The organism is Saccharothrix espanaensis DSM 44229, from assembly GCF_000328705.1.
Classification (GTDB): domain Bacteria; phylum Actinomycetota; class Actinomycetes; order Mycobacteriales; family Pseudonocardiaceae; genus Actinosynnema; species Actinosynnema espanaense.
This window is the reverse complement of sequence record NC_019673.1, coordinates 228,743-251,781: the sequence shown is the minus strand read 5'-3', so window position 1 is coordinate 251,781 and position 23,039 is coordinate 228,743. Positions and strand designations below refer to the sequence as shown.

Annotated in this window: 24 protein-coding genes, 2 tRNA genes, 1 other RNA gene and 1 pseudogene; 7 read left to right on the top strand and 21 right to left on the bottom strand. The window is 72.2% G+C overall.

What is annotated here, in order from left to right:
- Nucleotides 1-56: 56 nt before the first annotated feature.
- From BN6_RS01205 to BN6_RS01190, 4 genes are read right to left on the bottom strand one after another with little or no spacing between them, the layout of a single operon-like run.
- Nucleotides 57-1,052 (bottom strand): ABC transporter ATP-binding protein, encoded by a 996-nt coding sequence (locus BN6_RS01205; RefSeq protein WP_015097692.1) that lies wholly within the window; start codon nucleotides 1,050-1,052, stop codon nucleotides 57-59.
- Between the two features lie 3 nt (nucleotides 1,053-1,055).
- The gene (locus BN6_RS01200; protein WP_015097691.1) at nucleotides 1,056-2,003 is read right to left on the bottom strand and encodes an ABC transporter permease; all 948 of its coding nucleotides are present in this window, start codon (nucleotides 2,001-2,003) and stop codon (nucleotides 1,056-1,058) included.
- A gap of 5 nt (nucleotides 2,004-2,008) precedes the next feature.
- Nucleotides 2,009-3,013: an ABC transporter permease gene (locus tag BN6_RS01195; RefSeq protein ID WP_015097690.1), complete on the bottom strand. Its 1,005-nt coding sequence runs from the start codon at nucleotides 3,011-3,013 to the stop codon at nucleotides 2,009-2,011.
- 30 nt (nucleotides 3,014-3,043) lie between these two features.
- On the bottom strand, nucleotides 3,044-4,726 hold the full coding sequence (locus tag BN6_RS01190) for an ABC transporter substrate-binding protein (protein ID WP_015097689.1): 1,683 nt from the start codon (nucleotides 4,724-4,726) through the stop codon (nucleotides 3,044-3,046).
- 231 nt (nucleotides 4,727-4,957) lie between these two features.
- On the opposite strand from BN6_RS01190, the gene BN6_RS01185 reads away from it, so the two are divergent.
- Nucleotides 4,958-8,227, top strand: coding sequence for an AfsR/SARP family transcriptional regulator (locus BN6_RS01185; RefSeq protein ID WP_015097688.1), 3,270 nt, complete (start codon nucleotides 4,958-4,960; stop codon nucleotides 8,225-8,227).
- Here the strand turns inward: BN6_RS01185 and BN6_RS01180 are convergent.
- The 7 genes from BN6_RS01180 to BN6_RS43155 all read right to left on the bottom strand — a co-directional run bounded on the left by BN6_RS01180 (nucleotide 8,214) and on the right by BN6_RS43155 (nucleotide 12,928).
- Nucleotides 8,214-8,699, bottom strand: a complete 486-nt coding sequence (locus BN6_RS01180) for a uridine kinase family protein (protein WP_015097687.1) — start codon at nucleotides 8,697-8,699, stop codon at nucleotides 8,214-8,216. The genes BN6_RS01185 and BN6_RS01180 overlap by 14 nt on opposite strands.
- Nucleotides 8,696-9,289 carry a recombination mediator RecR gene (gene recR / locus BN6_RS01175; RefSeq protein ID WP_015097686.1) on the bottom strand — a complete coding sequence of 198 codons (594 nt, stop codon included), beginning with the start codon at nucleotides 9,287-9,289 and terminating at the stop codon, nucleotides 8,696-8,698. Before recR ends, BN6_RS01180 begins: the two co-directional genes overlap by 4 nt.
- Complete coding sequence (locus BN6_RS01170) at nucleotides 9,289-9,615, bottom strand: YbaB/EbfC family nucleoid-associated protein (RefSeq protein WP_041311588.1); 327 nt, start codon at nucleotides 9,613-9,615, stop codon at nucleotides 9,289-9,291. The genes recR and BN6_RS01170 overlap by 1 nt, the downstream gene beginning before the upstream one ends.
- A gap of 69 nt (nucleotides 9,616-9,684) precedes the next feature.
- A complete protein-coding gene (locus BN6_RS01165) occupies nucleotides 9,685-11,751 on the bottom strand; it encodes a DNA polymerase III subunit gamma and tau (RefSeq protein WP_041311585.1) in 2,067 nt (688 codons plus the stop codon).
- 31 nt (nucleotides 11,752-11,782) lie between these two features.
- Nucleotides 11,783-11,877, bottom strand: an RNA gene (ffs, locus tag BN6_RS42850) — signal recognition particle sRNA small type.
- A 199-nt stretch (nucleotides 11,878-12,076) separates the two neighbouring features.
- Complete coding sequence (locus BN6_RS01160) at nucleotides 12,077-12,466, bottom strand: hypothetical protein (protein ID WP_015097683.1); 390 nt, start codon at nucleotides 12,464-12,466, stop codon at nucleotides 12,077-12,079.
- Between the two features lie 75 nt (nucleotides 12,467-12,541).
- Nucleotides 12,542-12,928 (bottom strand): helix-turn-helix domain-containing protein, encoded by a 387-nt coding sequence (locus tag BN6_RS43155; RefSeq protein ID WP_051075410.1) that lies wholly within the window; start codon nucleotides 12,926-12,928, stop codon nucleotides 12,542-12,544.
- A gap of 145 nt (nucleotides 12,929-13,073) precedes the next feature.
- Between BN6_RS43155 and BN6_RS45215 the strand changes: the two genes are divergently transcribed.
- The 3 genes from BN6_RS45215 to BN6_RS01145 all read left to right on the top strand — a co-directional run bounded on the left by BN6_RS45215 (nucleotide 13,074) and on the right by BN6_RS01145 (nucleotide 13,990).
- Nucleotides 13,074-13,289, top strand: a complete 216-nt coding sequence (locus tag BN6_RS45215; RefSeq protein WP_015097681.1) for a helix-turn-helix domain-containing protein — start codon at nucleotides 13,074-13,076, stop codon at nucleotides 13,287-13,289.
- Between the two features lie 16 nt (nucleotides 13,290-13,305).
- Nucleotides 13,306-13,860 carry a hypothetical protein gene (locus BN6_RS01150; RefSeq protein ID WP_015097680.1) on the top strand — a complete coding sequence of 185 codons (555 nt, stop codon included), beginning with the start codon at nucleotides 13,306-13,308 and terminating at the stop codon, nucleotides 13,858-13,860.
- Nucleotides 13,861-13,905: 45 nt separating this feature from the next.
- A tRNA-Ser gene (locus BN6_RS01145) sits at nucleotides 13,906-13,990 on the top strand.
- 54 nt (nucleotides 13,991-14,044) lie between these two features.
- Here BN6_RS01145 and BN6_RS49925 read toward each other — a convergent pair.
- Entirely contained in the window at nucleotides 14,045-15,301 is a 1,257-nt protein-coding gene (locus BN6_RS49925; RefSeq protein ID WP_015097679.1) for an endonuclease/exonuclease/phosphatase family protein, read from the bottom strand.
- A gap of 120 nt (nucleotides 15,302-15,421) precedes the next feature.
- Here BN6_RS49925 and BN6_RS49920 point away from each other — a divergent pair, with 120 nt between their 5' ends.
- Entirely contained in the window at nucleotides 15,422-15,649 is a 228-nt protein-coding gene (locus BN6_RS49920; protein ID WP_331712623.1) for a hypothetical protein, read from the top strand.
- Nucleotides 15,650-15,667: 18 nt separating this feature from the next.
- Complete coding sequence (locus tag BN6_RS49915) at nucleotides 15,668-16,009, top strand: hypothetical protein (protein ID WP_331712622.1); 342 nt, start codon at nucleotides 15,668-15,670, stop codon at nucleotides 16,007-16,009.
- A gap of 131 nt (nucleotides 16,010-16,140) precedes the next feature.
- On the opposite strand, the pseudogene BN6_RS49910 reads toward BN6_RS49915, so the two are convergent.
- The 8 genes and pseudogenes from BN6_RS49910 to BN6_RS01105 all read right to left on the bottom strand — a co-directional run.
- Nucleotides 16,141-16,422 (bottom strand): annotated as a pseudogene (locus BN6_RS49910) (lamin tail domain-containing protein); the annotation flags it as partial.
- Nucleotides 16,423-16,893: 471 nt separating this feature from the next.
- A complete protein-coding gene (locus tag BN6_RS01135) occupies nucleotides 16,894-17,760 on the bottom strand; it encodes an SAM-dependent methyltransferase (protein WP_015097677.1) in 867 nt (288 codons plus the stop codon).
- A 165-nt stretch (nucleotides 17,761-17,925) separates the two neighbouring features.
- Nucleotides 17,926-18,420: a hypothetical protein gene (locus tag BN6_RS01130; protein ID WP_015097676.1), complete on the bottom strand. Its 495-nt coding sequence runs from the start codon at nucleotides 18,418-18,420 to the stop codon at nucleotides 17,926-17,928.
- A 211-nt stretch (nucleotides 18,421-18,631) separates the two neighbouring features.
- Nucleotides 18,632-18,716, bottom strand: a tRNA-Ser gene (locus BN6_RS01125).
- Nucleotides 18,717-18,759: 43 nt separating this feature from the next.
- A complete protein-coding gene (locus tag BN6_RS01120; protein ID WP_015097675.1) occupies nucleotides 18,760-19,317 on the bottom strand; it encodes an RNA polymerase sigma factor in 558 nt (185 codons plus the stop codon).
- Between the two features lie 166 nt (nucleotides 19,318-19,483).
- Complete coding sequence (locus BN6_RS01115; RefSeq protein ID WP_015097674.1) at nucleotides 19,484-19,699, bottom strand: CsbD family protein; 216 nt, start codon at nucleotides 19,697-19,699, stop codon at nucleotides 19,484-19,486.
- Between the two features lie 84 nt (nucleotides 19,700-19,783).
- Complete coding sequence (locus tag BN6_RS01110; RefSeq protein ID WP_015097673.1) at nucleotides 19,784-20,242, bottom strand: nucleoside deaminase; 459 nt, start codon at nucleotides 20,240-20,242, stop codon at nucleotides 19,784-19,786.
- 16 nt (nucleotides 20,243-20,258) lie between these two features.
- Nucleotides 20,259-20,747, bottom strand: a complete 489-nt coding sequence (locus BN6_RS01105; protein ID WP_051075917.1) for a tRNA adenosine deaminase-associated protein — start codon at nucleotides 20,745-20,747, stop codon at nucleotides 20,259-20,261.
- Nucleotides 20,748-20,836: 89 nt separating this feature from the next.
- On the opposite strand from BN6_RS01105, the gene BN6_RS01100 reads away from it, so the two are divergent.
- Nucleotides 20,837-22,072 (top strand): M20 metallopeptidase family protein, encoded by a 1,236-nt coding sequence (locus tag BN6_RS01100; protein ID WP_015097671.1) that lies wholly within the window; start codon nucleotides 20,837-20,839, stop codon nucleotides 22,070-22,072.
- Nucleotides 22,073-22,157: 85 nt separating this feature from the next.
- On the opposite strand, the gene BN6_RS43150 is transcribed toward BN6_RS01100, so the two are convergent.
- The gene (locus BN6_RS43150; protein ID WP_015097670.1) at nucleotides 22,158-22,967 is read right to left on the bottom strand and encodes a GrpB family protein; all 810 of its coding nucleotides are present in this window, start codon (nucleotides 22,965-22,967) and stop codon (nucleotides 22,158-22,160) included.
- Nucleotides 22,968-23,039 lie beyond the last annotated feature (72 nt).

Below are 23,039 nucleotides of genomic sequence, written 5' to 3'. Positions count from 1 at the left end.
CTGATCCGGGACACCGGCCGACCCGTCGGGCACCGCGGCCGCGTCGCTGAGCGAACTCATGCCGACACCTCCTCGGGCACCGTGGGCTGGACCGGGTTGTGGCAGCGCAACAACCTGCCCGACCCCAGGTCCTCCTGCTCGGGCGTGATCCGGACGCACACGTCCAGCGCGTTCGGGCACCGCGGCGCGAAGGCGCACCCGTGGTCCCACGGGATGTTGTCGGCCACGGACCCCTTGATGGGGTGCAGCTTCTCGCCGCGCGGCGCGTCCAGCCTCGGGATCGAGGCCAGCAGCCCGTGCGTGTACGGGTGGCGCGGCTGCGCGAACAGCTCGTGCCGCTGCGCCTTCTCCACGACCCGACCGGCGTACAGGACGTTGACCTCGTCGCACAGCCCGGCCACGACACCCAGGTCGTGCGTGATCATCACCAGCGCGGTGCCCAGGTCCTGCACGAGTTCCTTCAGCAGGGCCAGGATCTGCGCCTGGATGGTCACGTCCAGCGCGGTGGTCGGCTCGTCGGCGATGAGCAGCCGCGGCCGGCACGCCAGCGCGATCGCGATCAGCGCGCGCTGCCGCATCCCGCCGGAGAGCTGGTGCGGGTACTCGGTCAGCCGCCGGGTCGGGTCGGGGATGCCGACCTTGTCCAGCAGCTCCGCCGCCTCGACCATGGCCTTCTTGCGCGACATGTCCCGGTGCCGCTCCAGCACCTCGGTCACCTGCACGCCGATCGGGATGACCGGGTTCAGCGAGGACAGCGGGTCCTGGAACACCATGCCCAGGTCGCGGCCGCGCCGGTCGCGCATCTCCCTGTCCGACAGGGACAGCAGGTTCGCGCCCTCGTAGGACACGGTCCCGCTGACCCGCGCGCCGCGCTTGGGCAGCAGGCCCATCACGGCCAGCGAGGTGACCGACTTGCCGCACCCGGACTCGCCGACCAGGCCCACGGTCTGGCCCGGCTCCACGTCGAAGCTCACGTGGTCGACGGCGGTGAAGGGCTGCTCCCCCTTGCGCTCGAAAACCACGGTGAGGTCACGCACTTCCAGCAACGCCATGACTCACCGCCTGCTCTTGGGGTCGAGGGCTTCGCGCAGGGTCTCGCCCATGAGCGTGAAACCCAGCGCCACCACGATGATGCAGCCCGCGGGCCACGCGGCCAGGTGCGGGTGCGTGTCGAACACGTTCTGCACGTCGCCGAGCATCTGGCCCCACTCCGGGATCCGGTCGTCGGGGTTGCCCAGGCCGAGGAACGACAGCGCCGCCGCGTCGATGATGGCCGTGGCCAGCACGAGCGTGGACTGCACGATCACCGGGCCCAGCGAGTTGGGCAGCATGTGCCGGAACACGATCGCGCCCGGCTTCACGCCCAGCGCGGTGGCCGCGAGGACGTGGTCGCTGTGCCGCTGCGCGAGCATCGAGCCGCGCAACAGCCGGGCGAAGACCGGGATCTGCACCACCGCCACCGCGACGATGACGGTGAACTGGTTGGGGCGGGCGAACAGCGCGCTGATGCTGAACGCCAGCAGCAGGCTCGGCAGCGACAGCATGACGTCGACGACCCGCATGACGACCGAGTCGACCCAGCCGCCGAACGCGCCGGCCAGCGTGCCCAGCGTCAGCCCGCCGGCCAGTCCGATGATGGTGGCCAGCACGCCGACGATCAGCGTCTGCTGCGAGCCGACCAGCAGCCGGGAGAAGAAGTCCCGGCCCTGCAGGTCGCCGCCCAGCACGTGACCCGGCTGGGGTGCCGGGATCTCGTTGCGGGCCTTGACCACCTGGTCGATCAGCATCGGCTCGGACGGGTCCTGCGGCGCCAACCACGGCGCGAGCAGCGAGACCAGCACGAACAGGCCGATGATGACCGCGCCGGTGAGGAACACCGGGCTGCGGCGCAGCGTCCGCCAGGCGCTGGCGGCCAGGCTGACCCCGGCGTCGTCGGCGCTCGACGCGGCCAGCGCGTCGATCCGGTCCTTCTTGCGCCCGAGTTTCTTGGTGGGAGTGACCATCGCGGCTACCTCGTCCTGATCCGCGGATCGATGAACGCGTACGAGAGGTCGACCAGCAGGTTGACCACCACGTAGACGACCGTGGCCATGATGATCAGCAACAGCAGTACCGGGTAGTCCCGTCTCTCGAAGCCGATGGCCAGCGCCTGGCCGACCCCCGGCAGCGAGAACACCTTCTCGGTCAGCACGGCGCCCGCCAGCAGGGCACCGGTCTGCAGGCCGATGGTGGTGACCACGGGGAGCATCGCGTTGCGCAGCACGTGCCGCCGCCGGATGGTCGGGGCGGTCAGGCCCTTCGACTCGGCGGTGCGCACGTAGTCCTCTTCCAGGACGTCGAGCACGGCCGCCCGGGTGATCCGGAAGACCACCGCGAACGGGATGGTGGACAGCGCGATCGCGGGCAGGATCAGGTGCTCGATCGCGTTCCAGGCGGCGTCCCACTCCTGGGTGATGACGCCGTCGAAGACGAAGAACCCGGTCACCCGGGTGGCGCTGATCGCGTCCTGGCGGCCCTCGGTGGGCAGGCCCAGCGCCGCGGACAGGGTGTCCTTGAGCACGTAGGCCAGGAAGAACACCGGCACGGCCACGCCGATCAGCGAGCCGCCGACGCTGAGGTTGTCGAACCAGCCGCCGCGCCGCTTGGCCGCCATGTAGCCCAGCGGGATGCCGAACGCGATGGCGATCACGATCGCCAGGAAGCTCAACTCGATGGTGGCGGGGAACCGCTGGAGGAAGATCTCCATGGCCGAGTCGCCGGGCTGGACACCGGTCGAGGTGCCGAAGTCGCCGGACAACGCGCGGCCGAGGAACTTGAAGTACTGGGTGACGATCGGCTGGTCCAAGCCGAGCTGCCGGGTGAGGGCTTCCCGCGACTCGGGCGTGGCGCGCTCCCCCAGGAGGGCCGAAACCGGCCCACCCGGGAGAGCGCGCAGCCACGCGAAGAGCAGCAGGGACAGCACCAGCACCACGCCGACCAGCTGGATGAGCCGTCGGATCGTGTAGCGGAGCATTGAGCTACCCCGTTGTCCCTATCGCGGTCCTCAGCCCTTGGAGGCCGAGCCGAACCGCTCGTCGGTCAGCGGGCTGGGCGTGACGCCCTGGATCTCCTTCTTGAACACGATGGCCGGCGGGGAGTGCGAGATGGCGATGGCGGGCAGGTACTCCTCCATCAGCTTCTTGTTCAGCTCCTCGTACTGCTTGGTCCGCTTGGCGGCGTCCGGCTCGGCGTTCGCCGCGGCCAGCGCGTCGGCCAGGGTCGCGCCCCACGGCGACTTGCCGGTGTTGAACCGGTTGTCGGTGCGGCCGAAGAACGTGCCGACCCAGTTGTGGGCGGTGCCGTTGTCACCGGTCCAGCCGAGCAGGAAGATGTCCGGCTCGCCGTTGTCGACGTCGGTCAGGTAGCCGCCGTTCCACGGCTTGCTGGTCGTCTCGACCTTGATGCCGGCCTTCTGCAGGTCGCCCGCGATCGCGCCGTAGAGGTCCTTCGGGCTGGGCATGTACGGCCGGGTGACCTCGGTCGGCCAGTAGAACTTCAGCGTCAGGTCGGACGCGCCGGCCTCGGCCAGCAGCGACTTGGCCTTGTCCACGTCGTACTTGACCGCGGTCAGCGACTTGTCGTAGCCGTCCACCGTCGGCGGCATGAACTGGGTGGCGACCGTCGCGCCCTCGGGCAGCTGCGACTTGACCAGCTGCTCGCGGTTGATCGCGTACTGGAGCGCCTGGCGGACCTTGAGGTCCTGCAACTTCGGGTTGTTGAGCTGGTTGATGCCCAGGTACAGCACGTTGAACGGCGGGCGCACCTTGACGTCGAAGCCGTCGCTCTTGAGCCCGGCCCAGTCCGCGGCGTTGGGCAGGTCGTAGCCGTCGATGTCGCCGGCCTTGAGCGCCTGCTTGCGGGCGGTCTCGTCGGGGATGATCTTGAAGACGACCTTGTCCAGCTTGGCCTTGGTGCCGTGGTAGTCGTCGTTGCGGACGATCTCCACCACGTTGTTGGCCTTGTCGAACTTCCCGAACTTGAACGGTCCGGTGCCGGTCGGGTGCTCGTTGGCGTAGGCCGGGTAGGTGAACGCGTCACCGGCCGCCACGACGTTGTCCGCGTCGTACTTCTTGAGCGCCTCGGGGCTGGAGATCGAGAACGACGTGAAGCCCAGCACCGACGGGAACTGCGAAGTCGCCGAGGTCAACTCGACGACCGCGGTCTTCGGGTCCTTGGCCGCGCACGACTTGAACAGCGACGGCTTGTCCGGGGTGTCCGCGAAGCCGCCGAAGTTGTCCAGCCAGTACTGCGAAACCGCCTCGCTCTGCGCGGCGCCCTTCTGGTTGTACCAACGGTTGAAGTTGACGCACACCGCTTCAGCGTTGAACGGAGTGCCGTCGTGGAATTTCACATTTTCTTTGAGTGTGAACGTCCACGTCTTGCCATCCGTCGACGACTCCCACTTCGTCGCCAGGGCGGGCTCGACGTCGGCGGTGCCCGCCTTGAAGCCGACCAGGCCCTCGTACATCTGCCGGGAGACGCGGAAGGTCTCGCCGTCCGTGGCGTAGAACGGGTCGAACAGCTTGGGAGCACCGGCCGCACCGAAGGTCAGCGTGCCGCCGGTCTTGCCGGAACCCGATTCGTCACCGCGGTCGGATTGCGCGCAAGCGGACAGTGCGAGCGCGGCGACGCCGGTCAGGCCGATCGCGGCCGTCCAGCGGCGCCGGGCCGTTCGGGAATGAGCCATCAAACACCCCTAGTGGAAATCCGGGATCTCACGGTGTGGTCAGCGACCCTAACCGGTCACCACAACCCTTCAGTGGTAACACAGGTCACGATCCGGCCACGTGAATGGGCATTCTCGTACCTCTGGCGCACGTTCGCTGACCCAACGTGACGACGACCCGTCGGGCAAACGCTCTCCTACGCTGTACAACGGACAACAGAAAGCCGCACGCAGGCGGAGGGGAGGTCGGGGATGGGCCCACAGGTCGAGTTCCGCGTCCTCGGGCCGTTGCAGGTGCTGGTCGACGGCGAGCAGGTGGTGGTCCGCGCAGGTCGTCAGCGGTCGCTGCTCGTCTCGCTGCTCATGCGGGCCGGCTCCAGCGTGTCGGTGGACGAGCTCGCGGAGCACATCTGGGGCGCGGACCCGCCCGCGCGGGCGCGCGGCACGTTGCAGACCTACGTGATGAGACTTCGGCAGGTCCTCGGACCGGCCGTGCCGATCCGCACCGTCCCCGACGCCTACCTGATCGACGTGGACGAGCGGACCATCGACGTGGTCCGGTTCGAGCAGCTGGTCGAGGAGGGCGAGCAGGAGCGCTCGGCGGGCCGGCTGGAGTCGGCGTCGGCGATCTTCACCGCCGCCCTGGGCCTGTGGCGCGGCCCGGCGATGGTGGACGTGCCGTCCGAGGTGCTGCACCGCGACGAGGTCGCCCGGCTCGGCGAGCGCCGGCTGCACGCCGAGGAGCGCCGCGTCGAGGTCGACCTGGAGCTGGGCCGGCACGCCGAGCTGGTGCCCGAGCTGTACCGGCTGACCGGCGAGCACCCGCTGCGCGAACGGCTCTGGTCCCAGCTCATGGTGGCGCTGTACCGGTCCGGCCGGCAGGCCGACGCGCTGGGCGCGTACCGCAAGGTCGGCGGGCTGCTGGCCGAGGAGCTGGGCATCGACCCCGGCGACGAGCTGCGCCGCGTGCACCAGCAGGTGCTGGCCGGCGCGCCGGCGCTGGACCTCGGGTCGGCCGCCCCCGCCCAGCGCGACCGGGTGGTGCCCTCGCAGCTGCCCGCCGACATCGGCGACTTCGTCGGGCGCGAGCAGGCCGTGCAGCTGATCGAGGCGCTGCTGCGCACCGCGCAGGGCGTGCCGGTGGTGACGCTGGCCGGGCCGCCGGGCGTGGGCAAGACCGCGCTGGCCGTGCACGCGGCGCACAAGATGCGCCGGCACTTCCCGGACGGGCAGCTCTACGTGAACCTGCGCGGCTACGCCCAGGGCCCGCCGCTCAACGCGGTGGACGTGCTGCCGAGGTTCCTGCGCGCGCAGGGCGTGCCGCCGGAGTCCGTGCCGCTGGACCAGGACGAGCAGGAGGCGATGTTCCGCTCCCGGCTCACCGACCAGCAGGTGCTGCTGGTGCTGGACAACGCGGCCAACGCCGAGCAGATCCGGCCGCTGCTGCCCGGCTCGCCGGGCTGCGCGGTCCTGGTGACCAGCCGGGACACCCTGCGCGGGCTGGCGGTCAGCCACGCCGCGTCCAACGTGCGGCTCGACGTGCTCGACCGCGAGGAGACCCGGGCGCTGCTGGCCGGGATGCTCGGCGAGGAGGCGGTGGCCCGGCAGGCCGAGGCGGCGGTCGAGCTGGCCGAGCTGTGCGCGCACCTGCCGCTGGCGCTGCGGATCGCGGCGGCGAACCTGCTGTCCCGGCCGGAGACCACCATCGCCTCCTACGTGGAGGAGCTGCGGGCGGGCAACCGGCTCGCCGCGCTGGCCGTGGAGGGCGACGAGCGGGCCGCCGTGCACGCCGCCTTCGACCTGTCCTACACCGCGCTCAAACCCGAGCTGGCCACGCTGTTCCGGCTGCTGAGCCTGGCGCCCGGCGACATCACGCCGGACGTGGCGGCGGCGCTGGGCGGGCTGACCACCCAGGACGCCCGGCGCCGGCTCGACCGGCTGGCCACCGCGAACCTGGTCGACAACCACGCGCCCGGCCGCTACCAGTTCCACGACCTGCTGCGGGACTACGCGGCCGAGCGGCTGGCCTTCGACGACGGGCCGGCCGAGAGCGACCTCGCGCACCGCCGGCTGCTGGACTGGTCGATCCGCTCGGTGGACAACGCGACCGAGGCCGTCAAGGCGAGCATGCTGCGGCTGCCGCGCGAGTCGACGGTGACCGGCGTGACCCCCCGGCTGTTCTCCACCCCCGCCGAGGCGCTGGCCTGGCTGGACGCCGAGCGGGCGAACCTGGTCGCCCTGGTGCTGCACGCCGCCGACCGGCAGCCCGACACCGACTGCTGGCAGCTCGCCGACGCGCTGCGCCGCTACTTCTACTCGCAGGGCCTGCCGGTGGAGTGGCTGGCCACCGCCAAGGCCGGGCTCTCGGTGGCGCAGGCGATCGGGGACCCGGTCGGCGAGGTCGCGATGCTGGCCTCGCTGGGCACCCTGTACTGGGTGATCGGCCAGCACCGGGTCGCCGTCGACTACTTCCGCCGCGCCATCCCGATCCAGCAGCGCACCGGGGCCGCGCCGATCGCCGAGGCCGGGGTGCTGATCAACCTCGGTGGCGTCTACGTCGACCTGGGCGAGCTGGAGACCGCGGCGGACTGCCTGGAGCGGGCGCTGGTGATCACCCGCGAGATCGGGGCGCTGCAACAGGAGGGCATCGCGCACATCAACCTGGGCGGCGTCTACCTCCAGCTCGGCCAGCTCGACCGGGCGATGTCGTCGTTCGAGCAGTCGCTGGAGGTCGGCAACCGGCTCGGCGTGTGGATCACCCAGGCCGACAGCTACCGGTCGCTGGCCGAGGTGTACCTGTTCCAGGGCCAGCCCGAGCGCGCCGCCGAACTGCACGAGCGGGCCGGCGAGCTGTACGAGCGGGTCGGCGCGCGCGGCTTCGCCCACATCCCGCACGAGGGCCTCGCGCACACCTACGTGATGCGCGGGCGGTACGCGGACGCGATCTCCGAGGCGTCCCGGGCGCTGGCGATGGCGGAGAAGCTGGGCAACCTCAAGGGCGTGTGCGACGCGAAGAACGCGCTCGGCGAGGCCATGCACGGCGTGGGGCGCACCGAGGAGGCCGTGCAGCGGCACACCGAGGCGCTGCGGATCGCCGAGGAGACCGGCTACCCGTGGGGCCTGTGCGCGGCCCGCCAGGGCCTGGCCCACGCGCACCGCGCGGCGGGCCGGCCGGACGAGGCCAAGTACTCGGCGAACCAAGCGCTCGACGGCGCCGTCCGGTACCGGCTGCGGCTGGCCGAGGTCGGCGCGCTGGCGCTGGTCGGCCGGGTCTGGCTGGACCTGGGCGACGTGGCGCAGGCGGTGGACTTCGCCAAGCGGTCGCTGGACCTCAGCCGCGGCACCGGCCAGCGGTTCGTCCAGGCGCGGGCCGAGCACCTGGCGGGCGACGCGGCGGCGGCCACCGGCGACCGGGAGACCGCGCGCGGCCACTGGAGCACCGCGCTGGAGTGGTTCACCGCGATCGGCTCGCCGGAGGCCGGCCCGGTGCGGGCGTCGCTGGAGGGGCTCAGCCGGTCGTGACGACCCGGTCGGCGCGGGCGCGGGTGCCGTCCACCGCGAACCAGCCCCGTTCGAACGCCTGCCAGCGCACGAGGTGGGCGCGGCTGCGCTCGCCGTCCCTCGCCACCGCCCGCGCCAGCCGCTGCTCCGGGTCCGGGTGCTCGACCCAGACGGCCTCGTCCAGCCGGTCGGCGATCGACCGGCGGGCCGCCGAGACCCCTTCCAGCACCAGGACTCCCGGCACGTCGAAGGTCACCTCGTCGCCGAGCCGGGGCCACCCCGCCGACCAGTCCATGCGCCGGTAGCGCGCCGGGCGGCCCGCCCAGAGCGGTTCGAGCACGCCGGAGAGCAGGCGCGGCCACCACGACACCGGGTCGTCCCAGGTCGCGAAGTGGTCGGTGGGCACCAGGACCGCGCCGAGCCCGGCGGCCAGCTCCGCCGAGTAGGTCGACTTGCCCGACCCGGACGGCCCGTCGACCGCGACCAGCCTCACATGCTGCGCCGGCCGGACAGCGCCCGGCCGAGGGTGAGCTCGTCCGCGAACTCCAGGTCGCCGCCCATCGGCAGCCCGGACGCGAGCCGCGTCACGGTCAGGCCGGGGAAGTCGCGCAGCATCCGCACCAGGTAGGTCGCGGTCGCCTCGCCCTCGGTGTTCGGGTCGGTGGCGATGATGATCTCGTTGACGTCCGTGCCGATCCGGGTCAGCAGCTGCCGGATCCGCAGCTGGTCGGGCCCCACCCCGGACAGCGGGTCCAGCGCGCCGCCCAGCACGTGGTAGCGGCCCTTGAACTCGCGGGTCCGCTCGACCGCCAGCACGTCCTTCGGCTCCTCGACCACGCAGATCAGGGTCAGGTCGCGGCGCGGGTCGCGGCAGATGCGGCAGGTCGCCTCGGCCGAGACGTTGCCGCACACGTCGCAGAACACCACCCCGTCCTTGACCTTCTGCAAGGCGTCCTGGAGCCGGCCGATGTCGGCCGGGTCCGCCGCGAGCAGGTGGAAGGCGATGCGCTGGGCGCTCTTGGGACCGACGCCCGGCAGCCTGCCGAGCTCGTCGATCAAGTCCTGGACCGGCCCCTCGTACATCAGCCGAACAGCCCGCCGAGGCCGCCCATGTCGTCCAAGCCGCCCATGCCGGACGCGAGCGGGCCCATCTTCTGCGCCGCCAGCTCCTGCGCGGCCCGGTTGGCGTCCCGCACGGCCGCGACGACCAGGTCGGACAGCGTCTCGACGTCGTCCGGGTCGACCGCCTTCGGGTCGATGTCGAGGCTCTTGAGCTCGCCGTTGCCGGACACCACGGCGGTCACCAGGCCGCCGCCCGCCGTACCGGTCACCTCGGCGTCGGCCAGCTCCTGCTGGGCGACGGCGAGTTGCTGCTGCATCTTCTGCGCCTGCTGGAGGATCTGCTGCATGTTCGGCCCACCGGGTTGCACCGCGGGTTCCTCTCGCTCGTGGTCAGGCCACCAGGGTAGCCGCGTCGATCAGCTCTTCAGCGGCCGAGCACCCAGCTGCTCGGCGAGCAGCTTGAGCACCACGGCCTCGGGGTCCAGGCGCTCGCCGGTCTCCTCGTCGCCCGGCCGGGCGGCCTCGGCGAACATCTCCTCCTCGTCGACCGGTTCCGGCGTGCGCGCCGCCTGGCTGGGCCGGGTCGGCGCGGGCCGCTGCGCGCGGGCCTGCTGCGGCGGGCGGGCGGCGGCCGGTGCCGCGTCGCCGTGCACGCAGGTGACCTGCCAGGTGCCGCCGAAGATCTGGCCGAACGCCGACGCGATGGCGTCGACGTTGCGCGGCTCGGCGAGCCGGCGGGCCAGCGGGACCGACTTGTGGCTGACCGTGACCGACGTGCCGACCACGTCGCTGACCGTGGCGCTGGTGAGCAGCGCGCCGGCGCTGGGACCGGCGATCCCGCGCACGATCCCGCACAGGTCGGGCCACCGCCGCCGGATCTCCGCCGCGTCCGCGCCCGGCGCACCGCCGGTGGCGGGCTCGGCGCTCTGCTCCGGCGCGACCTCGGGCGCTGTCTGGTCCTCCGGTCCGGCCTGGTTCTGCGATCCGGCCTGGTTCTGCGAGGCGGCCGGGCTTGGTGGGGCGGCCGGGCTTGGTGGGGTCGTGTCGGGTTCGGGCTCGGCGTGCGGGGTCGCGTCGGCCGGGCTCGGCGCGGCGGCCGGCTGGGCCTGGACGGGTTCGGCCGGCGGTTGGGTCGGTGCGGCCTGGGGGGGCTGCTCGGCGGGTGCGGAAGGGCGCTGCGAGGGGCGTTGGAAGGTCCGGCTGCTCTCCGGCGCACCGCCCGCCGATCCGCCGCCCACCGAGCCGCCGCCCGTCGATCCACTGGCGACCGGAGCGGCAGGGCTCGCCGGAGCGGGGTTCGCGGGTGCGGCGACCGCGCCGGCGGGTGGGCCGTGCTTCTCCAGCTGTTCGAGCCGTTGCAGCAGCGCCGCCTCGGTGTCGCTCGCCGAGGGCAGCAGCATCCGGGCGGTGACCAGCTCCAGCAGCAGCCGGGGCGCGGTCGAGCCGCGCATCTCGGTCAGCCCCTGGTGCAGGATCTCCGCCCACCGGGTGACCGTCGCGGGCCGGGTCGCCTCGCGCTGGGCGACCATCTTGGCCAGCACGTCGTCCGGCGCGGACACCAGTCCCCGGTCGGCGGCGTCCGGCACGGCGTGCAGCAGCACCAGGTCGCGCAGCCGGTCGAGCAGGTCGGAGGCGAACCGGCGCGGGTCGTGCCCCGCGTCGACCAGCCGGTCGACCGTGCCGAACACGGCCGAGCCGTCCCGGGCGGCCAGGCCGTCCACCACGTCGTCGATCAACGCCACGTCGGTCACGCCGAGCAGCGAGATCGCCCGCTCGTACTTGACGCCGTCGGGCCCCGCACCGGACAGCAGCTGGTCCATCACCGACTGGGTGTCCCGCGCCGAGCCACCACCCGCCCGGATGACCAGCGGGAACACCGAGGGCTCCACGGCGACGCCCTCGGCCGCGCAGTTGCGCTCCAGCAGCGCGCGCATCGAGGACGGCGGGATCAGCCGGAACGGGTAGTGGTGGGTCCGCGACCGGATGGTCGGCAGCACCTTGTCCGGCTCGGTGGTGGCGAAGATGAAGATCAGGTGCTCCGGCGGCTCCTCCACGATCTTGAGCAGGGCGTTGAAGCCCTGCGTCGTGACCATGTGCGCCTCGTCGATGATGAACACCCGGTAGCGCGACTCCGCCGGCGCGTAGAACGCCTTGTCGCGCAGCTCGCGCGCGTCGTCCACACCACCGTGCGACGCGGCGTCCAGCTCCACCACGTCGACGCTGCCCACGCCGTTGGGCGCGAGGCCGATGCACGAGTTGCACTCGCCGCACGGATCGGGCGTCGGCCCGTTCACGCAGTTCAGCGAGCGGGCGAGGATCCGGGCCGAAGACGTCTTGCCACACCCGCGCGGACCCGAGAACAGGTACGCGTGGTTGACCCGCCCCGCCCCGAGCGCCGTGCGCAACGGGTCGGTGACGTGCTCCTGCCCGACCACCTCCGCGAAGGTTGCCGGCCGGTACTTGCGGTAGAGGGCGAGCGCCACGGGGCAGACCCTACCGAAGGGGTCCGACACGAAAAGGGGACCCCGTGCACCCACCAGAGCCCGCTTATCCTTGCTGCCTTCCGGCCCTGGGGAGGTTCGCGAGATGTGTGCCGCACGAGGTCCACGATGAGTGTAGCCGGTCTCCCGGAGCCGCCGGCGACAGACCCGGCACACCCACCGCCACGGCCAGCAGACCGGGCGCGGCAGCGAGTGCAGCACGGTGAACACAGGCCGCCTTGGACCAGGGTGGACCTGCGACACCCCGTCGGCGGAAGTGACCGTCGTGGGTTCGGCGCTCGGACGGGCCGGGCTGCGTCGTCAGGCGTCAGGTGCGCACGTCGGTCCACGCCTCGATCAGCTCGTCCATCGCGTTGAGGTCCAGCAGCACCGGGTCGCGCGGCTCGCCGACGCGCCAGTACGTGATGAACCCCTCCTGGAGGCCGTACACGAGCACGGTCCGCTGTCGACTGTCCACCTCGGTCACGACGACGCAGCGGAGCTGGTCGCTGCTCTCCCCGGCGTGCAGCATCCGGCGCAGGTCGGCCCACAGGGTCAGCAGCCGGTCGGACTCCTCGCGGGTGAACTCGACCGCCGGCAGCGCGCTCTCCGCCAGCCACGCCCAGACGCCACCGCCCGGCAGGGCCTTCAACCACAGGTGCAGGCGCTCGCCGGACGCCGACGAGCACACGTAGCACTCCGCATCAACGGGCGGCACTCGTCCCTCCAGCCGTGGTTCCGCGCGGTCCCGGTCCCGGGCCCTCGTCCCCGGGACCGTCGGGTTCCGTCGCGCTCAGTCCCGGTGCCGTGCGCCGAACCGGCGCGCGATCTCGGTCAGCAGGTCCTCGTCGGACACCGCGGACAGGTCCAATGGTCGCGCCCGGCGGCCGGGCGCGCTCGGGTCGTCGGCGACGATCCCGACCAGTCGGAGGGCTTCCGCGACGTCCGCCCCCACGGCGCGCGCGACCCGTTCAACTGTGGTTTTGGTGGTGCCGACGGCGTAGTGGGCGCCGTCGCGGACGGCGTAGCCGCGTTCGAGCTGCCGCACCTTCGCGTGACTGACTTCCGCCAGTCGGGCGACCTCGGCCACCGACAGGCCGGCCACCCGGCGCGCCTGCCGCAAGTACGGACCCAGCGGCCAGTCCGGCAGTCGGTCCGCGCCGTCCTCCGACTGGGTCATGGGGCGAGTCTTCCGCAAACAATCGCAAACCCTCAACCAGGTTCCGCGCACGGACCGTTCCGCGCTCGCACGCAACGTCGACCACCTGCGCAAACTCCGGCAAACCGCTTCCATTTTGTTTGTTAGTTTGTCTACAGTTTGTGCCATGACAAGGTTATCGATCGATCGAGCCCGGCTGACCCACCTGCGGGTGACGTCACGACGGACCGTGACCGAGCTGGCCGCCGAGATCGGCTGCACCAAAGGCGCGCTGTCCGGGATCGAGCGCGGCCACCGCGCGCCCAGCCCCGCCCTGCTCGGCAAGCTCGCCGACGCCCTCGACGTCACCCCGGACGACCTGCTGCTCCGGGAGTGCCGGTGAGCCGGGGGACAGCGCGGTGAACCGCGCCCAGGTAGCCGCCCTGCTGGCCGCCGCGGCGGCCGTCGACCCGGAGTTCCCCGTCCTGGACGACGCCGGCCTCGCGACGTGGGCCGCGCAACTCACCGACGTGCCCATGACGGCCGCCGTCGAAGCCCTCCAGGACCACTACCCGCGGCACAGCCGGCCGATCGTGCCCGCCGACATCGTCACCCACTGGCAGACCACCCTCCCGCAGCCGGCCGAACGGCGCGGCACCGTGCTCGTCCTGCCCGACGCCCGCCTGCCCACCGACCCGCGCCACCGCGTCCAAGCGCTCAGCGACCTGCGCACCGCGACCGCGACCCTGGCCCGCGCCACCGGCGTCCCCCCGCTCGGCCCGTGCACGCTGCGCCTGAGGTGGACCGTCCCGGACGGCCACCGCCGCGACCCGGACCACGTGGCGGCGACCGTGATGGCCTGCGCCGACGGCCTGGCCGACGCGGGCGTGCTGGGCGACCTGGTCGACCACGGCTCGGAGCTGGAGCGAGGCGACGCGCCGACCCTGGTCATCGAACTCAAGCCAACCCGGTGACCAGCCGTTTTGGTCGGGCCTCACCCGTTGGGTAGGCTTCTCCACGGAGGATTCGCATAGTGGCCTAGTGCGCACGACTGGAAATCGTGTTGGGTTAACCCCCTCACGGGTTCAAATCCCGTATCCTCCGCAACGAGAAGACCCCGCCCGGTTCGTCCGGGCGGGGCCTCTCGCGTTCACCGGGTCACGGCCGGGGCAGGTGCTCCAGCAGGTCCTCCAGCAGGAAGACCAACTGGTCGACCTGCGCGTTGCCCGTGCTCGGGCGCAGCTTCACGATCTGCGGGTCGTGGTCGCTGGCCTGGTCGGCGAACTCCGCGTTGATGTGCACCACGTCGTAGCGGTACCGCTTGATGTTCGAGCTGATCAGGATGTGGTCCAGCGTCTGCGAGTTGCCGTCGAACACGTAGCTGTAGCGCTCCGCGGCCGGCAGCGTCGAGATCAGGTCCACGACCGAATCGCCCGCGGTGAGCGTGGCGATCGCCGGCGAGAACTGGAAGTCGTTGATGTCACCCGCGAGGACGACGTTCGAGCCCTTGTCGACCGACTTCACCTGGTCCACGAACGCGCGCAACGCGGTGGCCTGTGCCGCCCGCTGCACCTCCGACGACCGCACCGGCTCCTGGTAACGACCGTGCAGCGACTGGTCGCCGCCCTTCGAGTTGAAGTGGTTCGCCACCACGAACACCGTGCGACCGCGGAACTTGAACTCGCCCGCCAGCGGCTTGCGGCTGCTGTTCCACGCGGGGTTCGCGGGGTCGATGCGGCCCGGCGACGCGGACAGCGCCGCGCGGCCGTGCTGCTTCACCACGGACACCGGGGTCGTCGCGTCGCCGCCGGCGCGGTCCACGAAGGACACCCGCGCCGGGTTGAACAGGAACGCCACCCGGATGTTGCCGCCCGGCTCGCCGCCGTCGGTCTTGTTCTGCGGGTCGATCTGCCGCCACTGGTAGCGCGGGCCGCCCGCGGCCACGATCGCGTCCACGAACTTCGTGAACGTCGCATCGGCGGCCACCGTGCCGTCGTCGGTCGCGCCGTTGTTGTCCTGGATCTCCTCCAGCACCACGACGTCCGGTGACGCCAGGTTCTGCACCACGGCCGCGGCCAGGCGGTCGAACTTGGCCTGGTCGTTGGTCGCGGCCAGGTTCTCCACGTTGTACGTGACGACGGACAGCTCGTGAGAGCGCGCCGCGTCCGTCTTCTCCGGCGTGATGCCACCGGACGCGTAGGTGCCCACGGACTTCGTGGCCAGCGTGTAGCCGCCGAAGTTCGTGTACTCGACGTTGCCCACGGTCGCGCCGCGCCACACGTCGCCCACGTTGCTGGTCTGCGGCGTGGCGCTACCGGCCTTGACCTTGATCCGGCCGCTGTTGGGCTGGTCGTAGCCGAGGTAGTTGGTGCCGCCGCGCGCGGTCGGGTTCTGGGTGGCTTCGTGGTGATCCACGTTTCGCCGAAGCTGTTCGTGGGGCCCACCACCCGTGCGTCGTCCACCTGGACGTACATGCCTTCGAGGGACTCGTAGTAGTCCTGGCCGTACGCCGCGGGGTTGAGGTCGAGCGCCTCGATGCTGCCGCCGCCCGCGGTCGGGATGAACCCGTCCGGCGGGGTCAGCACGATCGGCGCGGGCAGCGCGTTGCCCTTGGTCAGCACGGTGACCGTCGCGTTGGTGATCTCGGTGAGCGTCAGGTTCGCGTTGCCCGCCGTGTCGCCACCCGGCCGGTACTCCGCGATCGTGCCGCTGACCAGGACGGAGTCGCCCGGCTCGGCGGTCGGCGCGAGGTTGCCGGTGTAGACGAACACGCCCTCGCTGGTGCGCGGGTCGGCGTCCGGCGCGGTGTCCTGGATCCAGAAGCCCCGGTCGCCGGTGGCGCGGGAGGCCGTGACGACGCCCGGGACGCCCGCGACCTTCGCGCCGAGCAGCGGCGAGACCCGGGTGGTGCCCTGGATGTCGCGGATCCGCTTGTCGCCGGGCTCGGGCTCCGGCTCCACGTCGCCGGGGCCCTGGCCCTTGGAGTTGACCGGCGTGGGCGCGCCCACGGCGAAGTCGGCCGAGTTGTCGTCGGTGTCGTCGAGCGCCGGGCGCGCGGCGGACGTGGCGTTGGCCAGGTTGCCGGTCGGCGTGCCCTCGCGGACGACGGTCGACGTGCCGTAGCCGACCAGGTCGCGCACGCGGGTGTCGGCCGCGCAGTCGGCGGCGGTCTTGCAGGTCAGCGGGGCGGTGGCGGTGACCAGCGCGACCGTGCCGCCGGTGGCGGACAGGGCGATCGAGCCGGTGGCGTCCGGGGCGGGCAGCTCGACGGTGCCGCCGGCGCCCCTGGCCTCGGCCACCAGGTACCGCTTGCCCGCCTCGACCGAACCGGTCAGCGGCGTGACCTGCCACTGGCTCGCGGCACTGGCGCTCGCGGGCAGGTACTGGACGCTCCACCCGGCCAGCGACACCGGCGCGGAGCCCCGGTTGGCCAGCTCCACGAAGTCCTGGGTGAGCGTGGCGCCGGAGTTGCCCCCGCCGCCGTAGACCTCGGCGATCAGGGCGTCCGGGCTGGGCGCGGCGGACGCGGGCGTCACCAGGGCGAGTGACACGGCCGAAGCGGCGGCGGCCGCTAATCCGACGCGGAGCGGACTTGGTCTCAACGGATCCTCCGGAAGTTGGCGGGTCCGCGCATCCTCCCCGGAACGAGTGAACTGCGAAAGAAGCGGTCACTAACTGTTGACCATGCGTGCGAGTAGGCCACGGACCTAACGTCCGCGTGGCCAAACTCGCATGGGGGATCCTTCACGATCACTCGAACGTGTGTTCGATCATGGGGTAGGGTTGATCACGTGCCGGTCCGGTGGCCCTCCCAGCGCCAGACCGGAGCACAACGCACATGACGGAGGCGTCGGCGGCCTGACGAGGAAGCCGACGCCTCCGGCGGTCCCTTCCCGCCCCTCCGGCCGCCCAGGTCGGAGCCACGATGGCCGGGGCACGCGAGAGCGCCTACCTGGACCACCTCGACTACCCAGCCCCCGACCACCAGGCCACTCTGACAACCTCGACTACTGGGGCTTGCGGAAGAGGAACAGGTAGTAGCCGAGGTGATCGCGGGTGTAGGCGCAGGCCAACCGCACCACGGGCGCCATCCGGTCGAACAGCTCGACGCCGTAGCGGTCGACGATCGCGTCCTTCCGCTGGGTGTAGAGCAGTTCCATCAGGTCGCCGGAGAAGGAGAGGTTCTGCGTCTGGTTCTCGACCTCGACCAGTTCGAGGCCGGCGGCGTCCGCCATCTCCAGCACCTTCGCGGGCGTGGTCGGCAGCGGGCAGAGCCAGGTCTGCCGGAACGCGTCGACCTGGTCCGGGGGCGGGGTGCCGCGTGCGGTGAAGTCGCTGACCAGGAAGTGGCCGCCGGGCCGCAGCACCCGGGCGGTCTCGCGGAACGCGCGCTGCCGGTCCGCGAGATGCGGGAAGACCTCGATCGCCAGGGCGGCGTCGAAGGACTCGTCCGCGAAGCCGAGGTCCAGGACGTTCCCGTGGTCGAAGCCGACCCGGTCGGCGAGCCCCGCCGCCCGAGCCGCCGCACCCGCCAGCGCGATCTGCTCCCGGCTGACCGTGATCCCGGTGACCCGGACCCCGCTGCGCTCGGCGATCCGCACCGCCGGCTGCCCGTTGCCGCACCCGATGTCGAGCAGGTGGTCGTCGGCGGTGAGGGCGAGGCGTTCGAGGTGGTGGTCCGTCTGCCGCTCCTGGGCCCGGTTGGCCAGGTCGGTGAGCGTCGCGGCCGGAGCCCTCTCCCCGGGCCGCGACCACAACCCGATGTGCAGCCCGACGTCCCCGATCGTCAACGCGTAGAGGTCCCCGAACTCGTCATACGCCGCCCCGACCTCTTCCGGACTCGGCGCAGCACTCTGATCACCCGCAACGCTCATCTCCGCAGACCCCCTCAACACGCTCCGCCACGTGACCAGGGTCACGCTACCGACCGTGCCGAACCCGAGAACGCCGCCGACAGGTGGATCGCCCCCTCACTCTCGGTCGACCTCGGCCGCTGTCCGCGTCCGCCCCGCACCGAGCGGATCGCCGGAGCAGATCGTTCAGTTCCGGACGCGGACGCCGTCCATCGACACCGGGAAGGGGCCGGCGGTCGTGCCGTCCGGTTGGTCGAGGAACGCCTCGCCCGACACGCTGAACCGGTCGGCGGAGAGGGTGCCCTCCTGGTGGCAGCGGATGTTCCCGAGGAGGGTGCCGTCGGGTGCGGGCAGCGGGTGGGTGACGTCGAAGCTCAGCGCAGTCGGCCCGGTGCCGCGCCAACTGCCCGTGCCGACGTACACCGGCTCGCCACCCACCCCGATCTGACCGAGCATCTCGATCCGGAGGTCGAGGCGGAACTCCAAGAGGACCCGGGTCGGTGGCTTGCCCGGCGATCGCACGGTGGTGTCCCAGTGACCGACCACCTGGTTCCGCACCTCGTTGGCCTGGGCACCGGCGACTGTCGTGGTCAGCGGTAGCGCGACGGTGGCAACGACGAGCACCGCTCCCGCCCGGAGAGCGGTGAGCAGCTTGCGCACGTGCGCGAGTCGTTCGATCATCTCTCGCTCCTTGCGATCGGGGGATGTCGGACGCGCCATTGTGCGAGCGGGCGTTGTCCACGCCTCTATAACGCGAGGGCCCCACACCGTGAACGCGAGCCACGCCGCACCACCGGGCAACGAGCCGGTACCGCGCCTCGCGCAGTCCCCGGGCCTCCGGGACGAGAACGGGGCCTGACCCGCGTTTCCGCTGGTCAGGCCCCGTTCGGAGCGGTGGCGGTGGGATTTGAACCCACGGAGGCGTTAACCTCACACGCTTTCGAGGCGTGCTCCTTCGGCCGCTCGGACACGCCACCGCCGAGAACAATACAAGACCGCCGCACCCGATCTCCACTGGGGTCAGCGCCACACCTTCATCACCTCGGCCAGGCGCACCCTGGCCCGTGCGAGGCGGCCTCGGACGGACTCCTCGGTCGCCCCCACCACCGATGCGATCTCCGCGTACGACAGCCCGTCCACCTCGGCCAGCAGCCACGCCGCGCGTTGGGGTGCGGGCAGTCCTCGCAGTGCCGAGCGCAGCGCCGCCACCGCCGCCACCGTCTCCGCCACCGTCGACGGGTCGCGCGGACCCTGGCCCAGGCCCACGGGGGTGGCGCGGTCGGGCAGTTCGTCCACCGGGTCGGTCCGGGACCGGCGCAGGACGCCCAGGCACTCGCGGTAGGCCACCCGGAACAGCCAGGTCCGGACGGCGGCCGGTTCGGTCAGGGAGCCGAGCCTGCGCCACGCGGTGGCGAACACCTCCTGGGTGACGTCCTCCGCTTCGGCCCGGTCGCCCAGCACCCGGTACGCCAGGCCGAACACCCGGCCCGAGTAGCGCCGCACCAGCACCTCGAACGCGGCCAAGTCTCCCCTGGCGACGCCGCCTGCCAGGGCGGCGTCCGCGATCTCGACGGACACCCTCCGATCGTGACAGCGGGGCGGCCTGCGCGCAGATCAGCGGGTTCCCCCACGTGGGCTATTTCCGCGACGGCCGGAAGCGAGGCGACCACGTCACCCGTCGGGCACGCCGAAGCCCGAGGCGGCACCGCGGAGGGGGTGCCGACCCGGGCCTGGGAGCTGGTGGCTACCTGTTGCCGCCGGAGAACTTGTCCTTCGCGTCCTGGACGGCGCCGGCAGTCTTGTCCCGCAGGTCGTGGCCGGTTTCCTTGACCTCGCCCACGGTCTGGTCCTTCTTGCCGGAGGCCTCCAGGTCCTCGTTGCCGGACTTCTGACCCAGCTTCTCCTTGGCCTCGCCGATCAGCTGCTCGGCCTTGTCCTTGGCCTGGTCGAAAACGCCCATGGCGACTTTCCCCTTCCCGACAAGTGGTCCTTCCACCGGTGGGATGCCTCGTCCGAACGGCCTATAACGCTTATGTGACTGGCGTCACATCTCCGCGAAGAAGGATTCCAGCAGCGCCGCGCACTCGTCGGCCAGCACGCCACCCACGACCTCGGGCCGGTGGTTGAGCCGGCGGTCGCGCACGACGTCCCACAGCGACCCCACGGCGCCGGTCCTGGGCTCCCACGCCCCGAACACCACCCGCTCGACCCTGGCCAGCACCAGCGCGCCGGCGCACATCGTGCACGGCTCGACGGTCACCGCCAGCGTGCACCCGCCCAGCCGCCACCCGTCGCCGAACGCGGCCGCCGCCGCCCGCAGGGCCAGCACCTCGGCGTGCGCGGTCGGGTCGCCGGTCGCCTCCCGCGCGTTGCACGCCCGCGCCAGCTCCACCCCGTCCGGCCCGAACACCACCGCGCCGATCGGCACGTCCCCGGTCAGCGGCGCGCGCCGGGCGACGTCGAGGGCCGCCCGGACCAGGTCCCGGTCCGCCTCGCCCCTCACGCCCGGATCCCGCCCGTCACGCCTGGATGGTGTCCAGCAGCTTGGTGAACTCGTCGCCGAAGCCGCACCGCTGCGCGATCATCTGGAGCTGCTCGTCCGGGTAGAGGTCGACCTCGTCCACGATCACCTGGAGCTCGTGCTGGGGCATCCCGACGTCGGCGAGGACGGCCAAATCGCCTTCCGGCCACAGCTCCTCGTCCTCTTCGTCGGGCGGGTCGACCCGCAGGAGGTCCAGCACGTCCGCCGCGATGTCGTAGTCCAGCGCGGCCGCGGCGTCGGACAGCAGCAACGCCACCCCGCCGGGCACCGGGCGCAGGACTATGAAGAACTCGTCGTCCACCGCGAGCAGTCCGAAGACGGCACCCGTGGAGCGGAGTTGACGCAGTTCCGTGATCGCCGCGTCGAGCTCGGACAGCGCCGAGCCGTCCATCCTGCTGCACCGCCAGCGGCCGTCTTCCCGAACCACCGCGACAGCGAAGCCGTTGACCGGCTCCTGGTGTGCCATGTGCACACCGTAGGGCCACCGCACCGCACCCGGTAGCACGGGGGGCTCGGCCGGAGGCATCAGGGCCTTTCCGATGCCACTATCGAGGGATGAGCACAACTCTGCCGAACGCACAGACGAGCGCACCCGAGCCCCGGTTCACCGGGCTGGTGGAGGCGGCACGTGCACTACAGCCCAGGACGGTCGCCTTGCGCCGGCAGATCCACCGCCACCCGGAGCAGGGCCTCGCCCTGCCCGCGACCCAGGCGGCGATCCAGCACTCGCTGGCGGGTCTGCCGCTGGAGATCACCACCGGCAAGTCCAGCACGTCCCTGGTCGCGGTGCTGCGCGGCGCGAAGCCGGGGCCGACCGTGCTGCTGCGCGGGGACATGGACGCGCTGCCGCTGCAGGAGGAGACCGGCCTGGAGTACGCGTCCGAGACCGCGGGCTCGATGCACGCGTGCGGCCACGACACCCACGTGGCGATGCTGGCCTCGTCGGCCCGGCTGCTGTCGACGCGGCGCGAGGCGCTGTCCGGCCAGGTCGTGTTCATGTTCCAGCCGGGCGAGGAGGGGATGCACGGCGCGAAGCACATGCTGGACGAGGGCGTCCTGGACGCCGCCGGCACGCCCGTGGAGAAGGCGTTCGCCCTGCACATCACCTCGACGCTGCAATCCGGCGTCGTGGTCTCCCGCCCCGGCCCGACCATGGCGTCGGCGGACACGTTCCACGTGACCATCACCGGCCGCGGCGGCCACGGGGCCATGCCGCACGACGCGGTCGACCCGATCCCGCCGGCCGCCGCGCTGGTCGGCGCACTCCAGACGATGGTCGCCCGCCGGGTGAACGTGCACCAGCCGGCCGTCGTGTCGGTCACCAACATCAAGGCCGGCACCACGACCAACATCATCCCGGAGACGGCCCTGGTCGAGGGCACGATCCGGACGTTGAGCGAGGACACCCGGGCGCTGGTCCACAAGGAGCTGCCGCAGGTCTGCGAGCACGTCGCCGCCGCGCACGGCTGCACCGCGCGGGTCCAGATCATCCCCGGCTACCCGGTGACGGTGAACGACGCGGAGGTCGGCCCGCACGTGCTCGACGTGACCGCCACTGCCCTGGGCAACCGCTGGGCGGCCCCGATGGACGACCCGCTGATGGGCGCCGAGGACTTCTCCTACGTGCTGCAACGCGTCCCGGGCGCGATCTCGTTCCTCGGCGCGTGCCCGCGCGGCGTGGAACTGGACCGGGCCGAGCCCAACCACTCGAACCGGGTGCTGTTCGACGAGTCGGCGATGGAGCACGGCGTGGTCGTCTACACCGCGTTCGCGCTCGACGCCCTGCGCTGACCACCGGGACCGGGGACGCGGACCGAACCGCGTCCCCGGTCGGTGCGGATCGGCGAGCCCGGTCAGGGCAGGTCGAATTACCCGGTCAAAACAGGTCGGCTCGGGGCAGGTCGGTGAAGAAGGCGGACTTCGCCCGGGTGTAGTGGTCGTAGTCGTCGCCGCCCCCGTGCTCGCGCGCGGAACGCTCCTTCATCTCCTGGTACGCCGCCAGCACGGCCGGGTCGGTGCGCAGCAGGTCCCGGAACCGCACGGTCTCCGCCCACCACGGCGAGCCGACCAGCCGGACGTGCAGGATCGCCGGTCCGACCGGGTCCGGCCGCACGTACAAGCGTTTGCGGTACGACTCCGGCGGGGCCAGGCCAGGCTGCCGCTCGTAGTCGCGGTGCACGCCCGGCGCGTCCGGCCGCACGCCGGTCGGCGGCCGGAACCCGGCGGCGGCCAGCAGGTCGTCCTCCGGCGAGCCTTCGACGGGCAGCGCGGTCACCCCCACCTGAAGGTCGATGAACGGCTTCGCGCGCAGCCCCGGCACCGCCGTCGAACCGATGTGGTCGTAGGTCCAGCCGTCGCGCGCGAGGCCCGTGCGCAGCCGGTCGAGCAGCCGCCGCGCGACGACGGGCAGGTCCGGGTCGTGGTCGTGCAGCACGGGCGGTCCCGGCCGGCCGATCCGCAGACCGGCCCAGCGCAGCGCGAACGGCTCCACCCGCCGCTCCCACAGCCGCGCCACGGAATCCGGCGTGACCACGGCGTCCGCCGCCGGGTCGGGCCGGGTGCCGACGACCAGGGCCGCCAAGCCGGGCCGCGCCACCACCGCGACGGTGATCAGCCCGGCCCCGAACCCCGCGAGCAAGCGGGCCGCCTCCCGCGCGCCCGGCCCGTCCAGCACCTCCACCCTCATGCCGTCAGGACGTCCGCCGGCCGGCGGCGGTTGCCACGAGCGCCGGGATCGGGTGGCCCGTCCGGCAGGATG

Coding starts and splice junctions, on each gene's coding strand:
- BN6_RS01205 (WP_015097692.1), bottom strand. CDS start 1,052: ATGGCGTTGCTGGAAGTGCGTGACCTCACCGTGGTTTTCGAGCGCAAG.
- BN6_RS01200 (WP_015097691.1), bottom strand. CDS start 2,003: ATGGTCACTCCCACCAAGAAACTCGGGCGCAAGAAGGACCGGATCGAC.
- BN6_RS01195 (WP_015097690.1), bottom strand. CDS start 3,013: ATGCTCCGCTACACGATCCGACGGCTCATCCAGCTGGTCGGCGTGGTG.
- BN6_RS01190 (WP_015097689.1), bottom strand. CDS start 4,726: ATGGCTCATTCCCGAACGGCCCGGCGCCGCTGGACGGCCGCGATCGGC.
- BN6_RS01185 (WP_015097688.1), top strand. CDS start 4,958: ATGGGCCCACAGGTCGAGTTCCGCGTCCTCGGGCCGTTGCAGGTGCTG.
- recR (WP_015097686.1), bottom strand. CDS start 9,289: ATGTACGAGGGGCCGGTCCAGGACTTGATCGACGAGCTCGGCAGGCTG.
- BN6_RS01170 (WP_041311588.1), bottom strand. CDS start 9,615: ATGCAGCAGATCCTCCAGCAGGCGCAGAAGATGCAGCAGCAACTCGCC.
- BN6_RS43155 (WP_051075410.1), bottom strand. CDS start 12,928: ATGACCCAGTCGGAGGACGGCGCGGACCGACTGCCGGACTGGCCGCTG.
- BN6_RS45215 (WP_015097681.1), top strand. CDS start 13,074: ATGACAAGGTTATCGATCGATCGAGCCCGGCTGACCCACCTGCGGGTG.
- BN6_RS49920 (WP_331712623.1), top strand. CDS start 15,422: ATGCTGCCGCCGCCCGCGGTCGGGATGAACCCGTCCGGCGGGGTCAGC.
- BN6_RS01135 (WP_015097677.1), bottom strand. CDS start 17,760: ATGAGCGTTGCGGGTGATCAGAGTGCTGCGCCGAGTCCGGAAGAGGTC.
- BN6_RS01130 (WP_015097676.1), bottom strand. CDS start 18,420: ATGATCGAACGACTCGCGCACGTGCGCAAGCTGCTCACCGCTCTCCGG.
- BN6_RS01115 (WP_015097674.1), bottom strand. CDS start 19,699: ATGGGCGTTTTCGACCAGGCCAAGGACAAGGCCGAGCAGCTGATCGGC.
- BN6_RS01105 (WP_051075917.1), bottom strand. CDS start 20,747: ATGGCACACCAGGAGCCGGTCAACGGCTTCGCTGTCGCGGTGGTTCGG.
- BN6_RS01100 (WP_015097671.1), top strand. CDS start 20,837: ATGAGCACAACTCTGCCGAACGCACAGACGAGCGCACCCGAGCCCCGG.
- BN6_RS43150 (WP_015097670.1), bottom strand. CDS start 22,967: ATGAGGGTGGAGGTGCTGGACGGGCCGGGCGCGCGGGAGGCGGCCCGC.